Here is a 14,592-nt window from a genome sequence, read left to right as displayed (position 1 = left end):
TGGGTAGGTCATGACGCAGAAAGCAAACATTCTCGTGGTTGAAGATGATCCGGCACTCTCCCGGCTCATGTGTTATAATCTTGAAAAACAGGACTATGAGGTCCGGTTGGCAACAGATGGTCAGGCAGCGCTGGACCAGATAGCCCGCCGTATGCCTGATCTGGTGCTGCTGGACTGGATGTTGCCTGGTTTGTCCGGGCTGGAAGTATGCCGCAGGCTGCGCGAGCAGGGTAAAACCCGCACGCTTCCCATCATCATGCTCAGCGCCCGCGGTCAGGAGACTGATAGCGTCAAAGGTCTGGATACAGGGGCTGATGACTATCTGGTCAAACCTTTCGGCATGGAGGCCCTGTTTGCACGGGTCAAAGCCATTCTGCGGCGTATGCCTCCACCTAACAAAAATCTTCAGTTTGAAAATCTTGTCCTTGATCGTGTTGCCCACAAGGTTGAGCGAAACGGGCGTCTTCTGGCGCTTGGCCCGACCGAATACCGGTTGCTTGAATTTTTGATGACGCATCCCGGCCAGGTGTTCTCGCGAGAGGAATTGCTGGAACATGCCTGGGAGAGAAGTTCTTATGTCGAACTTCGGACAGTGGACGTCCATATTCGTCGGTTGCGTCAAACCCTTAATGAAGGGGATGAGCAGGACCTTATCCGCACGGTCCGCGCCCGGGGGTATGCGCTCGATTTACCACAAAATTAACCCACGAATGGCCTGAAAGCAGAGGAGACGGATGTGGTCGTACACACTCTGCTTTTAGCGGCAGGCAGTGCCGCCGGGGGCGGTCTGCTGGCTGGTGCGCTCACCACCCTGTTCCTACGCTACAAGGCTGCGGCAGAAGTGGTCCATGCGCCGGTACCGGCGCCCACCATTCCTGCCAAGGTCAGGCTATTGATGGCGGTTGAGCAGGTGGTGGCCGCGTTGCCTCTGGCTGTTATGGTGCTGGATAAGGACCGGCGGCTGCTTTATGCCTCCCCCCACGCATACCGGGATTTTCCTAATGCTTTGGGGTCCATTGAGCGGCATCCTGCTTTTCAGAGCGCTCTGGACCGGCTGGCAACACGGGTTAATACACGGCAGGCGGAAAATGAAGAGGCCCGCATTGTGCTGGATATTCCTGTGCACAGGGTTGTGCAGGCTTTTTTCCAGAAAACCATATTTTCCAAAGAAGCTTTTGCAACAGAGTACGGACGCCCGGAAGGCGGCCCCAACCGTACGGAACTGTTGTCTTTCATTGCCCTGCATGACGTGACGGAAGCAGAAATGACGGAGCGGCAGCATACGGACTTTGTTGCCTATGCCAGCCACGAACTTCGTACACCGCTTGCCGCGCTGATGGGGTTTATTGAAACCCTGCAAGGCCCGGCAGCAGATGACCCGGAAGCCCAGCGCGAATTTCTGGAGATCATGGCCGCGCAAGGCAGGCGCATGCAGCGCCTGCTGGACGGCCTGCTGTACCTGTCGCGTGTGCAGATGCTGGAGCATCAGCGGCCCAAAGGGCGGGTTATTCTGGCCGATTTGTGCGTCAGGCTTCAGAACGAAACCAGTATCCTCTTCCGCCAGAACGAGGCAGAACTGGTTATAGAACCCCCCGCACACCCGGACATTGCCGTTGTGGGGGATGAAGACCAATTATTGCAGGTGCTGATTAATCTGGTTGAGAATGCCCTGAAATATGGGGGCTGTGATACTGAGAACCCCCGCACACTGCCGCTTGCTGTCACAGTCAGTTTTCGTAAGGCTGAGCCACTGGGTGGCTGGCCTGCGGAAGGGGGTGTGGTGCTAAGTGTGTCAGATAATGGGCCGGGTATTGCGGCACGTCATTTGCCCCGCCTGACAGAGCGGTTTTATCGTGTTCCCAAAACCTCTGCCATGGTGCAGGGTAGCGGCTTGGGATTGGCGATCGTACAGCATGTCGTTACTCGGCATGGTGGACGGTTTATGGTAGAAAGTACGGTGGGCAGTGGCACTGACTGCCTGATCTGGCTACCAATTGCTGACCCCGCTGGGGCGTCACAAAACTGAAACAAAACTGTCTTCAAGAGTTCATTACTTTTTAAACATCAAACCCGGTAAGGGGTAGGGCAGACGTAGCCCCGCTGCGCCTTATTTGATGATGTTCAGGGATACAACTGAAAATGCGTCTTTCAATCCGGCCACTCGCCGTTCTTCTTGCAGCAACCAGCCTTGCAGCAGTTCTGCCCGGCGTTTCCATGGCTGAAAGCGTGACTGGGGCAGGTTCCAGCTTCGCTGCACCGATTTATCAGGCATGGAGCGATGCCGCTAAAAAATCTGCTGGTGTAAGCATCAACTACCAAAGCGTTGGGTCCAGCGCAGGTCAGAACCAGGTTCTGGCTGGTACGGTCGATTTTGGTGCCTCTGACGCGCCAATGGACAACCAGAAAATTGAATCCGCTCACCTTTTCCAGTTCCCCACCGTTATGGGTGGTATTGTTCCAGTTGTGAACATTCCGGGCATGAAAGCCAACGCACTGAGCCTGAGCGGTGAAGTGCTGGCAGGCATTTACGCTGGTGAAATCACTGAGTGGAACGATGCCAAGATTGCAGCCCTGAACCCGGGCGTGAAACTGCCGGATCTGGCTATTGCGCCAATTCACCGTGCAGACGGCTCTGGCACAACTTTCGTGTTCACGTCTTATCTGGCGCGTTCTTCTGACGCGTGGAAGAATAATCTGGGTGCTGGTACGTCCATCTCCTGGCCCGGTGGCCTTGGTGCCCGTGGGAACGATGGTGTTGCCGCAACCGTGCAGAACACGGAAGGCGCTATTGGCTACGTTGAATATGCGTATGCCAGCCGCAACCACCTGACCACCACCAAGCTGCATAACCATGCTGGTGAAAATGTGGAAGCCAACCAGACCAGCTTTGCTCATGCAGCAGAATCTGCAGATTGGGAGCACGCCACTCACTTCGCGGTAGACCTGCTGGATACGGCTGGTCATGGCGCATGGCCGATTGTGTCTGCAACCTATGTGCTGACGCCGGTTCCGCCTAAAGATGCTGCACGTGGCAAGGCAGTACGCACCTTCTTCACGTGGGCTTTCAAACAGGGTGATGAAACAGCTTCCAAGCTGGATTACGTTGCACTGCCTCAGGCAGTTAAAACTAATATCCTGTCTTCCTGGAAGTAATATTAGTTTAAATTCAGAATAAGTACTATTGAGTTATTTAAGCATAAGGCCATCCATACAAATTGGATGGCCTTTTTTCATATAACTGTAATGAAACCATAACGAAACCCTCACCAAACCGTGTGAGAAATCTTTTATTCAACACGCATCCTTTCGCTATGGAATTGTTATGATGCGTTGCAAAATCCTTATTTCGTCGCTGGCATTTGCGTCTGTTCTTATGAGTACGGTGGCCCCCGCTGCCATGGCTTCTTCTTCTGATGACGCACAGCTTCAGGCTCTGCGGCGCGAAATGCAGGAAATGCGTCGCGAAATGCAGGGGCAGATCTCCACACTTAAATCTCGCCTTGCAAAAAGCGAAGCAGCAACCGCAACGCATCAGCGTGGCGCTTACACGCAGCATGCGGCTTCCGGCCCAGTGCACCATCACATTGAATCCGGTCCGGCGGACCCAAGTGTGCAGTTTAACGAGCCCTCAACCGGCGCATCTCGCATCCATCTGGCAAACGCAGGCACCCCCACTTCCGACCGTGGCGATATTACGTCCTGGAAGTCTTTTCGTGCTGCTACAAAAAGCGATGAAAACGTGCATGTTGGCGGCATGATCATCGGCTTCCCGAAAGGCCGCTTTACTGTTGCGTCTGAAGACGCAGCCTACGGCCTGTCAATCGGTCTGGCATTCCATCAGGATTTCGGTGGTTTCTTTAATTCCGGGCCACGTGGGAAAGATGCACGCGGCGCGTTTAACAGCTTTACCAGCAACATGCGCCGCCTGCGTATTCCCTTTACCTTCCGGTACAAAAACTGGGTGGCTGCTGTAACACCAGACTTTGGTGCAAACCATAACGATGGTTACGTAGGCCTGTATGAAGGCAACCTGAACTACACCGGTCTGCACAACACCATTCTGACCGTTGGTTACTTCCAGCCACGCGTAACCGAAGAAGACTCCGAAAGCTCCAACGACTTCTTCACGCTTGAACGCCCAAGCATTACGGACATGGTGCGTAACATTGCAGCAGGTGACGCCCGCTTTAGTGTTGGTGCCTTGCATTACGAAAAACGCTGGTGGATTGCTGGCTACTTCACGGGGCAGGAATGGGGGCATCGTAATGCTTCTGACATGAGCTCTACCTACTATGGTGGTGGTAATGGCTCGACAATGGACAGCCAGACAGGCGGCACCCTGCGTGTTGCTGGCCGCCCTGTTGCGACCAAAGATTGGGATGTCCATATGGGGGCATCTGGTATTTCTGCGTTCCGTCTGGCGTGTAACTCCACATCCGCCAACAACTGTGCCCGCTCTACCTCTTTTGGTCAGCGCCCAGAGTTTGATATTGGTGAAGCCAATCTGGCGGCTACCGGCGCTATTGCCGGTGCAAAGCAGGTCTGGGCAGCCGGTCCGGAATTGGGTGTGCGTTGGAAACGCCTGATTGTGAAGGGTGAATACTATCACGTTGGCGTAGAGCGTCAGGGTGCAAACCTGAAATCTGCGGGCTTCCAGGGTTGGTATGGTTCAGCAGCCTACACGCTGTTTGGTAACCCGCGTATGTATAACGAGAAAGAAGGTGCTTTCGGTGCGCCTGGTGTGCCAGAAGCGCAGGAATTTGACCCAGCAACCAACCACTGGGGTGCGCTTGAAGTTGTGGGTCATTACAGTGTGATCGACCTGAACAGCCGTTTGGGCGATGCCTATGCGAAGAACGTTATCCGTGGTGGCCAGCAGACCGTGTGGACCGGTGGTCTTAACTGGTACCCCAACCGCCACTTCCGTGTGATGCTGGATTACAGCCACTTCATTGTTTCCCGCAGCGAGCAGGCTACTAATATTGAAGGCCGTACCGGTAACTCCGTTGCAGCTCGTATTCAGGCAGGTTTCTGATCTGTCTTGAACACGTCAAGAGAAAGGGGCCGCAAGGCCCCTTTTTTTATGCCACGCTTCCAGTGAACAAGAATTGTGACTGCGCGCGCGCAAGTGCCACAATCGTCAGCCCAGCCTGTTGTGCCAGACGCAAAGCGCGGGTTGTGGGGGCAGAAATAGCAACCAGCGTTGTAAAACCGGCAAGAATGGCTTTTTGCACCATCTCGTAAGAGCAGCGGCTGGTAATAAGACAGAAACCATCTGAAAAATTGGCCGAGTTTCGTAATCCCGCCCCAATCAATTTATCAAGGGCGTTATGGCGGCCCACATCTTCCCGCAAAATTTGCACCCGCCCCTCTGCACAGCACCATGCTGCGCCATGAACCATATGCACCTGTGCATTAAGGGTTTGATGGTCCGCCAGAGTTGCCAGCGCTGTGCGAATGGCTGTTATATCGACAGGCTGTTTTTGCACCACTTGGGGAAGTTGCGTGTGTAGGCTTTCAAGGTCTTCGCTGCCGCAAATGCCGCAGCCTGTGCGGCCAGTCATGGCTCTGCGCGATTGCAGCAGTTTTTTGAAATCTTCCCCCTGAATGGAAACATGCACTGTAATACCGTCTGACGCAGGATCAATACTGATGGAGCGTATGGACGATGCATGAGAGACAATGCGCTCCGTTATGGAAAACCCGTAGGCATAATCTTCAATATCCTGATAGGTCGCCATCATGACAGCATACGGGATGGCATTGAAGACAAAGGCGACCGGTGTTTCGTCTGCCAGCTTCAGGGCTGTGTCACAGAGCCCTGTTTCAGTCAGTTTCTGGACAGGCCATGTCTGAACAAGGGCGTTATCTGGCATGAGCGTGAGTTTCCTGTACCCTGTTCTGGGCAGTCGCGTAATCTTCAGGCGTATTGATGTTGAAAAAGGGGTCGTGGGGCTGGCACGAAAACGCCACCTCCTGCACGTTCAGGGTATCGGCAAAAAGCCGGACCCTCCGTTGAGAGTCGGTATGTGTTGCGGCTAACCACTCCTGCAATGCCTCAGCGCAACTGACTGGCCATGAGGCAACCAGATGGTGCCGTCTGCCATTGGACGCCGCTACTTTTGTTGGGGGCGAGAGAGCGGAAATCAAAGTGGGCGGTACAAATGGTGTATCCCCGGGTATTGTCACCAGTGTGTCCACCCCAACATCCCGCGCCCAGTATAAGCCGGCTAGCACACCGGCTAATGGGCCATAGGCAGTGTTTGCGTCCGGTAAAACTGGCAAGTTCCAAGGGGCATAGCGCTTTGCATCTCCATTGGCGCTGATCGCAATGGCGGCGCAGTGGGGTGCAATAGTGTCCAGCACTGTGTCGAGAACGGTTCTGTCGTTTAAAGGCAGGAGAGGTTTATCGCATCCTCCCATACGCATGCCTTTACCACCAGCAAGAATGAGGGCCGCCACGCGGGAAGGAGAGGATGAGTGTGTCGTCATCCACTCAAAATCCTTCGCTTGTGCAAAAGATGCAAGAGGCGGCAGCACTGCCGTATTCAGTATAAATGGAAACGGCCAGAGAACGGGCTACCCCATCTCTGGCCGTGTTCTAAAACGGATATGGCAGATTAGCTTAGCGTGGCAGAACGTTTTTATAAGCAATCATGCACTGCACATAGGCGTTGTCGTACTGGTTTTGCAGGGAACCCTGCTTGCTGTTGGAGTATAGCCCGCCACCTGCGGTACCACCCAGTGCACCAGCGCCAGCACCAATGGCGGCACCAGCACCGCCGCCAGCGGCAGCACCCAGGCCAGCACCCAGCGCTGTTGTTGCAAGGCCACCCAGAATGGCGCGGTGGTTCTGGCGCTCAGCTTGGCCGCTTACTGCCGTGGCAGCCTGAGACCGGCAGAAATTCTGCTCCTGCGAAAATGTTGCATAGGATTTGCCCTGAGTTGGCAGAACCATGACGCTGGGGCCCATAGGTGTTTCTGCGCAAGCTGTCAGCAAAAGGGCTGGAAGCAAAAAAGCGGATGCAGTTTTCAGTTTCATAGGTTTTTCTCTTCTTATAGCGACCCGGTGGCGGATCGCCCTATTGGACCGCACATAAGCACGATGAAGCGCTGTCGCGTGAGTTGGCAACTGAATAATTATCACATAGGTGCGCAAGTCAACCCATCCAGCAGGGGCACGAGATGGGTAGTTCTGGCCGGGGTTTATTTCTATTGGCCGATTTGTCCTTCCACACAGTGTGTACAAATGGCCAGATGCCCGTAAAATATGGCGGCTATAAGGGAGCCGTAGAGGGCTTTGAGGAAAAGTGTCTGGCAAGTTCGGTCAGGCTGCAGAGATCTGTTGGGCACAGGCTACTGTGTAGCACCATGGCAGCCCCACCATCCGGGCGTTCTGCGACAGGTGTGGCTAGGCGCAGCTGCGCCAGACTTTGGTGAAACAGGACAAACCGCACCATGCGCTCCTGACCGGGTACGTGCCAGACTTCCAGCCCCAGTGTTGTGTCAGGTGCGGTTGGATCAGGTTGATCTGTAAACTGCCATTTCAGTCCAAACAGGGTGGCCAGTATATCAAGCGTTGTGTCATGGCCTGCAAAGAGAATGAGGCGTGCCGATGGCGGGACGGTCTGTGAGGGGGCTGAAGACAGCAGATCTAACAGAGTTTTCAGCAGAACCTGTCCACGGGCTTTAGCCAGTGCTGGCAGGCGCCGCAAGCGTTGGCTCTGATAGGTGTGGGCGGGTAAAATTGTGGCCAGAAGATCCGCCTGACCCTGCTGTACTGTGACCGTGGGGGGTAAGCCTTGTACATATTCCAGCAGTAAGTTTTCCGCTACGGCAGCAGAAAGTGCCAGACCACCCGTTACGTGGGGTGCTCCCTTTTTCCAGCCAAGCTTTGCTGGAGCGGTAAAGCAGGCCGCGTGAGGGCTCTCGCACCCTTGGGGCGCAAAAAGACGTTGCAAGGTTTGCTGTGCAGTCTGCACAGCCGGAGGCAACGCCCCAGAATCATCTTTCAGAGAAAGTGCTGTGAGCGTGCGGGTAATGGCTGATTGGTCCAGCACAACACGCCCGCTCGCCACCGCATCAAAGAGGGAGTCTTTCTTCCCCGCAGGCAGAGAGGCAGGGGAAAGCACACACCCATTGCTCAGCACACGTACAAAAACTGTGCCTGTTTCCAGAGTTCGTGTGTCAGCGGAATCCGCCCAGACAAAAACAGGGCTGGTTGCTGGTGTGCAAGGCGTTTTCCCGGTTGTTGCGACAAGAGGGGCATATACGGTGCGTAAAAAGGTGGCCATAAGCGCCAGATTGGTGCGCCCATGTTCTGTCATGGAGCCGGGAGGCACAGGCCATGCGGACCATCTCTTGCCAGTTTTAAGCGTCAGGCTTTCCGTGCTCTGGGTCGGGCTGCGGATGCCGTGGCGTGCTACCAGCACAACCCGTTCCAGCACTGCGCCATCGGGTAGGTCTGTTGCTGCGTAAGCGGACGTGCCGATGGTAAGAGCAGTGCTTCCCGTCACTACGAGCAGACAGTGGGTGCTGAGCAGGAATGCACCCTGTCTGAGACGACGAAACATTCAGGAAAATCGGGTATCAGGCAAGGCGCGTTACGAGCAACTGGTTGATGCGGAAGCCTTCAACGTCCACCACCTCGAACCGATAACCGGACTGGTCAACACGGTCTGTTTTGCGGGCCATGCGGCGCAGACGGTGCATCACAAACCCGCCAATTGTATCAAATTGGGTGCTGTCTGGCAGTTCAATCAGGTGCAGTTCGCGCATGACATCCCCAATTGGGGCGGCACCATCTATCAGCCAAGAGTTTTCATCACGGCGGACAATGGCCTGTTCCTCAAAGGGGTTGGCCAAACCGTCCATCAATGCGCCCATGATGTCCTTGAAGGTGATCAGACCCACCACAAGCCCATACTCGCTCACAATCAGGGCAAAACCAACGCCATGTGTATCAAACTGAGCCAGAGTATCCCACAGGTTCAATGTTTCCGGTACGGACAGAACATCCCGCCGCATTCTGAAGATTGGGTTGGGGAGGGTGGCATCGTTGGGGGCTGGCACAATGGACGGGTCTACAACGGAGGCTAGAACGTCCTCTGAGCGGATGGAGCCAATGACCTTGTCCAGTCCCCCATTGCAGAGAGGATAACGGGAATAAGGTTTTGCTCTGACCTTTTCATGATTGCTCTGGGCTGTGTCCTGCACATCCAGATAAACAATTTCATCCCGTGGGGTCATGGCGGATGTGACGGAGCGGTCCTGCAGGCCCAGAACATTCTCAATCATCTGGTGTTCCTGCTCCAGCAAAACGCCGGAAGCCGTGCCCGCTGCCAGAATAGCCCGCAAGTCTTCGGGAGTAATTGGTTCAACAGCGGATGCTGCCGGAATTTTCAGGGCGCGCAGCACAACGTCTGACACTTTGGAGAAAATCCATACAAACGGGTACAGCACGTGCAGGGCAAATTTGGGGAACCACCCAATTGCCAGAGCCACCTTGTCAGGCGCGTTCATGGCAACCCGTTTGGGCAACAGGTCAGCAAAAAGCACGAACAGGCCAGTTACCAGCACAAAGCTGATGGCGGAGCCCAGCTTGTCCGCCATACCTTGGCTCAGCCCCCAAGAGATCAGCAGGGCTGAGGTAGGGGGAGACAACATTTCCGAGCTGACAATACCGCCCAGAATACCAACACCGTTCAGGCAGATCTGTAAAACAGTGATGACCTGTCCACTATTGCGGCGGAGGGCAAGAAATGCCTGCGCCCGTTTATCGCCTGCTTCTGCCCGTGAGCGTAGCCTGACCTCCCGCGCGGCAGCGAAGGAAATCTCGGAAAGAGAAATCAGGATACTGACGGCAATCAGCAGAATAAGGGCGACAATGCCCGTGAGGAACAGGATCAAGAGAAAACTCTGGCTAATAGAAGAAAAACGGAAATGTTCTGCCAGCTATAACTTGTGCTGTGCCTGCCGCCTAGCTTTGTTTACTGCATCCCGGCGGAACGGCCGCTCAAGCGCAGCGTTATGTGCCGATTGTGCTGGTAAAAGCTGGTTTTTCAGCAAGGCTTGCAACAGGAATGTCATGGAGCGTGGCGTCAGGGGAAGCGCTGTTCAATCGCTCGTGTCTTGCAAGGTGTCGCAAGTCTCCCTCACATCAGCAGCACAGTGATGCACGGTGATGGAAAAGGGACGCTCAGATGTTCAATGCTCTGCTTATTGAGAAAACTGCGGCGGGAGATCAGACCGTGCAGTTACGGCCTCTCTCTGACGCGCAGTTGCCAGAAGGGGATGTGACAGTCCGTGTTGCCTATTCCACCCTGAATTATAAAGACGCCTTGGCCCTTACCGGGAAGGCACCCATTGTCAGGCACTTCCCTATGGTGCCAGGGATAGATTTTGCAGGTACGGTTGAGCACTCAGACACTCCTGCATTTTTACCGGGTCAAGATGTCCTGCTGAATGGGTGGGGAGTAGGGGAAAGCCATTGGGGCGGATTGGCCACACGGGCGCGGGTTAAGGCGGAGTGGCTTCTACCGCTGCCTGCGGCATTTAGTGCGCGTCAGGCCATGGCGCTCGGCACAGCGGGATATACCGCCATGTTGTGTATTCGTGCCTTGCAACGGCAGGGCATTACCCCGCAAAGCGGTGAAATTCTGGTAACGGGTGCCACGGGGGGTGTGGGCAGCATTGCCGTAATGGTGTTGGCCCGTTTGGGGTATGCTGTTGTTGCCGTGACAGGCCGGATGGAGGAAGCCCCTTTCCTGAAAGATCTGGGCGCTCATGACGTCATTCCCCGCCAATATTTGGAGAGCATGACGCGCCCGCTGGAAAAAGCGCGTTGGGCAGGTGCCATTGATGTAGCAGGAGGGCAACTGCTGGCGGCTGTCTGTGCCTCCATCCTACCTTACGGCGTGGTGGCTGCGTGTGGGCTGGCCGCAGGCATGGACTTTCCCGCAACAGTGGCCCCCTTTATTTTGAGAGGCGTAACATTGGTGGGCATAGAAAGTGTGTCCTGCCCTGTAGAAGAGCGTCGTGCAGCGTGGCAGGATCTCGCAGCTCTTGTTGACGTGAAGAAGCTTGATGCCTTGACAACGGAAATTACGCTGGCCGACGCCCCTAAGGAAGCGGAAGCCTTATTGTCAGGGAAAGTTAGAGGAAGACTTGTTGTTAAACTGGACTCATAAGAGTTTATTTTAAGAGCCGGTGTTTCTGGAAACTAGCCCTTTAATAGTCAAAGAATAGCGGATCAAATAAAAATGCCACCATAAGTTTGGTGGCATTTTGTGTGCGGAGTGTCGTCCCGAAACTGTGGACTGCGTTGTGTTATTCTTTGCGAGGAATAATGGCAGAGTCTGTGGATTTTGGATCAGGGTTCAGGACAGCACCGCCAGCTTGCGAAGAGTAGGTGGCAGAAGTGGACTGGTTGGGGGTCTTGGGTGGTTTGAACGCAGATACAGGCCCAAAGAGCCCTCCAGCGGACTTTTTCATTGTGCCTTCTGGCTGCCTTGCACACCCACGGGTAATGAGAGAGCAAATTCCATCTTCCCCAATAACCTCATCCGTGTTGCCGGTGTAATGCACATCGGACACCCGGTCATGGTCCAGGCGCACAATCGCTGTACAGGTTGTGCCAGCGCCCCCCGTAAATTGCAGCAGTGTCGTCACAATATCCCCAATAGGGATGATGGTCGAGCCACCAAAGCCGGGCTGAGGGCGGCCACCCGTGTAAGTAAAGATCTGTGTTGTGTCGTTCAATTGTTTTGTGGCTGCGGGTAGGCCAGCGCAGGCCTGAAGGTCATAAGATGTCATCCCGATCATCGTCACCTGTGCCTTATGGGCTGCACGGGAGTCAAAATATCCACATCCACTCAGGCTGAGCACTACAGGTGATAGAGCAAGCAAAGATAGAAGGCGATATTTCATTGTTCTGGAGTATCCTACGGCAGCAAATAAGATGGTACACCCGGCACAGGGCGTGAAGTGCGCCAACCTACTGTGTTCTTTCTTGATAATGCAAGAGCAGAAAAAGACATAAATTTGCAAAGAAACTATGAATATATAATAAAAGAAAAATAAATTTAAAAATTATAAAGACCAAGTTTTTTCATTTCTTTTCCAGAATACGGAGGTTTTGGCATTGCGTTCTGTGTGCCCCGTACGCATCATGCGGGGCATCTTTGGCACAGCGCTATCCATTGCGGGTTTTCTGTTCACGCAAAGAAACAGCGTGGTTTTGTACCTGTAGTGGATAGTTCAGAAGGAGTTTTTATTGACTATGTCTTTTGCAATCAGCCGGTGGTCCGTAGTGCGTGCAACCGTTTGTCTGGCTTTGCCTTTGGCCTTGAATGCCTGCTCAGCTGCAAAGCCTGAAGCACCGCCACTTCCACCGCTTGTCAAAATTGTTCCGTTTACACCGCTGGATATCAGTTTTGTTCAGAGGCTGAATGATCTGGACCTGACGCATACTGTTTTGGCGCAACTTGCTAAAACCCATGCTGGCCGTGGTGATCTTGCAAGTCTTGCTCTCGTAATAGAGACGGACCTGACACAAAACAAAGCAAAACTTGATAAATTGGCCGCAGCGCAAACCCTGACACTTGCTGCAAAACCATCCGCTGTGCATACCGCGACCATAGCCAAAATGGGGCGTTTGCATGGAGCTGCATTTGACCGGAGCTATAGCCGCGCTGTGACGCAGGACTACACAGCGTTTAAACCTGTTCTTGAGCAAACCATTGCAACCTCCAAAAATACGGATCTGGTTGCCTTGGCAAAAGAGATACAAACAAAACTGGCTGGTTATCAAAGCCAACTTTAATAGAATTATAGCCCGAATTTTATAGGGTTTTCTGATTCAAAAAGGCCTTCCCAATGTGGGAAGGCCTTTTTTAGAAAATAGAATTTTTTTGTGCTGGTTGCGTGTCAGGCAGGCAATGCCTGAGGAGGATACGCAACATAAGGCCCCACAGGTAAAACATGGGTATGAAACTGTGCTTCCAGCACTTCAGCCGCAGCTAAGTAAATTGCAGAAAGACCACAGAAAATTCCTTCATAGCCTGCAATAACTGTCAGGAGCGGTTGTCCAAGGATATCTGCAAATCCCAGTAGGCCGAACAGAACAGTCAGAGAGGCAAAAATAGTCTGGTGGACTTTGGTGGCGCGGAGTGTGCCCAGAAACATGATAAATGTGAAAAGACCCCAAATAAGCAGATAGCTGCCCATAAGGGTTGGGCTGGACGCATCGCCCACGCCAAAACGGGGTAAAGCGATTAAGGCAACAAGAGAAAGCCAGAATGCGCCGTAGGCAATAAAGGCTGTCATGCCAAAAGTATTGCCTTTCTGATATTCCAGAATGCCAGCTACAATCTGTGCTCCCCCACCAAACATAAGGCCCATGCCTAAAATAGCAGACCCCATAGGCACAAAACCGGCGTTATGGAGATTGAGGAGAACAGTTGTCATACCAAAACCCATGAGGCCGAGAGGGGCGGGGTTGGCGAGAGCAGAAGCTTGAGATGCCATGGCAGGAACTTCTTATTTCTGTTGTTATGAAACAATCATAATTGAAATTCTCTTATCTACATCATGAATTAATTGTGCTGAGCTATAACTTTTATTTTACAAAACTGGAGTCTTTGCCAACAGAATAACGCTGAACTGCTGAAAAAGAGGACGTATCAGACCTCAGAAGGTATCAGGTTATCATCGGCATGTTTGGCGCGGGGCAATGGCTTAGTATTCTTGGCTGCTGTGGCGCGGCCAGAGAGTGCAGGTAATGTGGGGCGCTCCCAGATATAGAGCAGATTCTGCCGCCACGTCTCCCTTACTGCTTCCCTCCATTTGTCAGTGGAAGGGGCCGGAAGAAGACAGGTCGTGTTGAACTGGGACATGGTGGTTTCTTTAACATGTGTCGCTTTGAGCAGCGTCTTACGCATGTTTTTATTGGATGTGTGTGAAGATTTTATGAAGAAAAAATATGATAAAAAATAAAAAACAAATACTGTCATAATAGAGCCATGAATTTGTAGTTATCTAAAATAATAATTGAGAGGAAATCTATGACAGCTTTTCAGGAATACTGGATTACACTCAAGAGTAAGGTAGACACTCTCCTTAACGCTATTCGTAACCGGGCTTTACGCTTCAGGGGGCTGAGAAAAGCATATCCCAGACCATCAAGAGGGCATTAAAAAACCTCTCTCCCAAAAATAAGGAGAGAGGTTTTTTTTATCTCATTGCATGCTTTAGGGCATGCTGATTAACGGCAAGATGATTACTTGCTGTTATCGCCAGAGAGAGTGTTATTGATGCTCTTGCCTGCATCCTCACTCCATTTACCTACTTTTTTACCAGCGCGCTTGCCCCAGTCTTTGGTGGAGTCTGCTGCGTCTTTTGTGCCGGACTTGGTTTTATCCCACGCTTTTTCTGTGCCAGACTTTGTCTTGTCCCAAGCCTTGTCTGCGCCGTCTTTGGTTTTGTCCCAAGTGTTTTCAGTGCCGGACTTGGTTTTATCCCAAGCTTTTTCGGACCCAGACTTTGTCTTGTCCCAAGCCTTGTCTGCGCCGTCTTTGGTTTTGTCCCAAGTGT

The 14,592-nt window shown here is 53.1% G+C and carries 14 protein-coding genes and 1 pseudogene; 6 read left to right on the top strand and 9 right to left on the bottom strand.

Annotated features, from left to right (window positions below):
• Positions 1 to 10: 10 nt before the first annotated feature.
• The 4 genes from phoB (at position 11) to ACTIDN_RS07180 (ending at position 5,035) form a co-directional block, all read left to right on the top strand.
• Positions 11 to 703 carry a phosphate regulon transcriptional regulator PhoB gene (gene phoB, locus ACTIDN_RS07195; RefSeq protein WP_415508050.1) on the top strand — a complete coding sequence of 231 codons (693 nt, stop codon included), beginning with the start codon at positions 11 to 13 and terminating at the stop codon, positions 701 to 703.
• A 33-nt stretch (positions 704 to 736) separates the two neighbouring features.
• On the top strand, positions 737 to 2,026 hold the full coding sequence (locus ACTIDN_RS07190) for a sensor histidine kinase (RefSeq protein ID WP_441376524.1): 1,290 nt from the start codon (positions 737 to 739) through the stop codon (positions 2,024 to 2,026).
• Positions 2,027 to 2,139: 113 nt separating this feature from the next.
• Positions 2,140 to 3,153, top strand: coding sequence for a phosphate ABC transporter substrate-binding protein PstS (gene pstS / locus ACTIDN_RS07185; protein WP_415508052.1), 1,014 nt, complete (start codon positions 2,140 to 2,142; stop codon positions 3,151 to 3,153).
• Positions 3,154 to 3,325: 172 nt separating this feature from the next.
• The gene (locus ACTIDN_RS07180; protein ID WP_415508077.1) at positions 3,326 to 5,035 is read left to right on the top strand and encodes a porin; all 1,710 of its coding nucleotides are present in this window, start codon (positions 3,326 to 3,328) and stop codon (positions 5,033 to 5,035) included.
• A gap of 46 nt (positions 5,036 to 5,081) precedes the next feature.
• Here ACTIDN_RS07180 and fdhD read toward each other — a convergent pair whose 3' ends face one another.
• From fdhD to ACTIDN_RS07155, 5 genes are all read right to left on the bottom strand, one after another.
• Positions 5,082 to 5,876, bottom strand: a complete 795-nt coding sequence (gene fdhD, locus ACTIDN_RS07175; RefSeq protein ID WP_441376523.1) for a formate dehydrogenase accessory sulfurtransferase FdhD — start codon at positions 5,874 to 5,876, stop codon at positions 5,082 to 5,084.
• Complete coding sequence (mobA, locus tag ACTIDN_RS07170) at positions 5,866 to 6,492, bottom strand: molybdenum cofactor guanylyltransferase MobA (RefSeq protein ID WP_441376522.1); 627 nt, start codon at positions 6,490 to 6,492, stop codon at positions 5,866 to 5,868. The genes fdhD and mobA overlap by 11 nt, the downstream gene beginning before the upstream one ends.
• A 133-nt stretch (positions 6,493 to 6,625) precedes the next feature.
• Positions 6,626 to 7,042, bottom strand: a complete 417-nt coding sequence (locus ACTIDN_RS07165; RefSeq protein WP_415508055.1) for a glycine zipper family protein — start codon at positions 7,040 to 7,042, stop codon at positions 6,626 to 6,628.
• A gap of 235 nt (positions 7,043 to 7,277) precedes the next feature.
• Positions 7,278 to 8,516, bottom strand: a complete 1,239-nt coding sequence (locus tag ACTIDN_RS07160; protein ID WP_441376521.1) for a histidine-type phosphatase — start codon at positions 8,514 to 8,516, stop codon at positions 7,278 to 7,280.
• Between the two features lie 73 nt (positions 8,517 to 8,589).
• A complete protein-coding gene (locus tag ACTIDN_RS07155) occupies positions 8,590 to 9,909 on the bottom strand; it encodes a hemolysin family protein (RefSeq protein ID WP_086652097.1) in 1,320 nt (439 codons plus the stop codon).
• Between the two features lie 293 nt (positions 9,910 to 10,202).
• Between ACTIDN_RS07155 and acuI the strand changes: the two genes are divergently transcribed.
• Complete coding sequence (gene acuI, locus ACTIDN_RS07150) at positions 10,203 to 11,189, top strand: acrylyl-CoA reductase (NADPH) (RefSeq protein ID WP_441376520.1); 987 nt, start codon at positions 10,203 to 10,205, stop codon at positions 11,187 to 11,189.
• 139 nt (positions 11,190 to 11,328) lie between these two features.
• On the opposite strand, the gene ACTIDN_RS07145 is transcribed toward acuI, so the two are convergent.
• Entirely contained in the window at positions 11,329 to 11,823 is a 495-nt protein-coding gene (locus ACTIDN_RS07145; protein ID WP_415508078.1) for a hypothetical protein, read from the bottom strand.
• A gap of 457 nt (positions 11,824 to 12,280) precedes the next feature.
• Between ACTIDN_RS07145 and ACTIDN_RS07140 the strand changes: the two genes are divergently transcribed.
• Positions 12,281 to 12,823, top strand: coding sequence for a DUF4142 domain-containing protein (locus ACTIDN_RS07140; RefSeq protein WP_441376519.1), 543 nt, complete (start codon positions 12,281 to 12,283; stop codon positions 12,821 to 12,823).
• 104 nt (positions 12,824 to 12,927) lie between these two features.
• On the opposite strand, the gene ACTIDN_RS07135 is transcribed toward ACTIDN_RS07140, so the two are convergent.
• From ACTIDN_RS07135 to ACTIDN_RS07125, 3 genes and pseudogenes are all read right to left on the bottom strand, one after another.
• Positions 12,928 to 13,527, bottom strand: coding sequence for an acetate uptake transporter (locus ACTIDN_RS07135; protein ID WP_441376518.1), 600 nt, complete (start codon positions 13,525 to 13,527; stop codon positions 12,928 to 12,930).
• A 155-nt stretch (positions 13,528 to 13,682) separates the two neighbouring features.
• Complete coding sequence (locus ACTIDN_RS07130) at positions 13,683 to 13,895, bottom strand: hypothetical protein (protein WP_441376517.1); 213 nt, start codon at positions 13,893 to 13,895, stop codon at positions 13,683 to 13,685.
• Between the two features lie 383 nt (positions 13,896 to 14,278).
• A pseudogene (locus ACTIDN_RS07125) lies at positions 14,279 to 14,592 on the bottom strand (endoglucanase); the annotation flags it as partial.

Source organism: Acetobacter sp., from assembly GCF_052102375.1.
Lineage (GTDB): Bacteria > Pseudomonadota > Alphaproteobacteria > Acetobacterales > Acetobacteraceae > Acetobacter.
The sequence above is the reverse complement of the archived record's forward strand: the minus strand, read 5'-3'. Positions and strand labels throughout refer to the sequence as shown.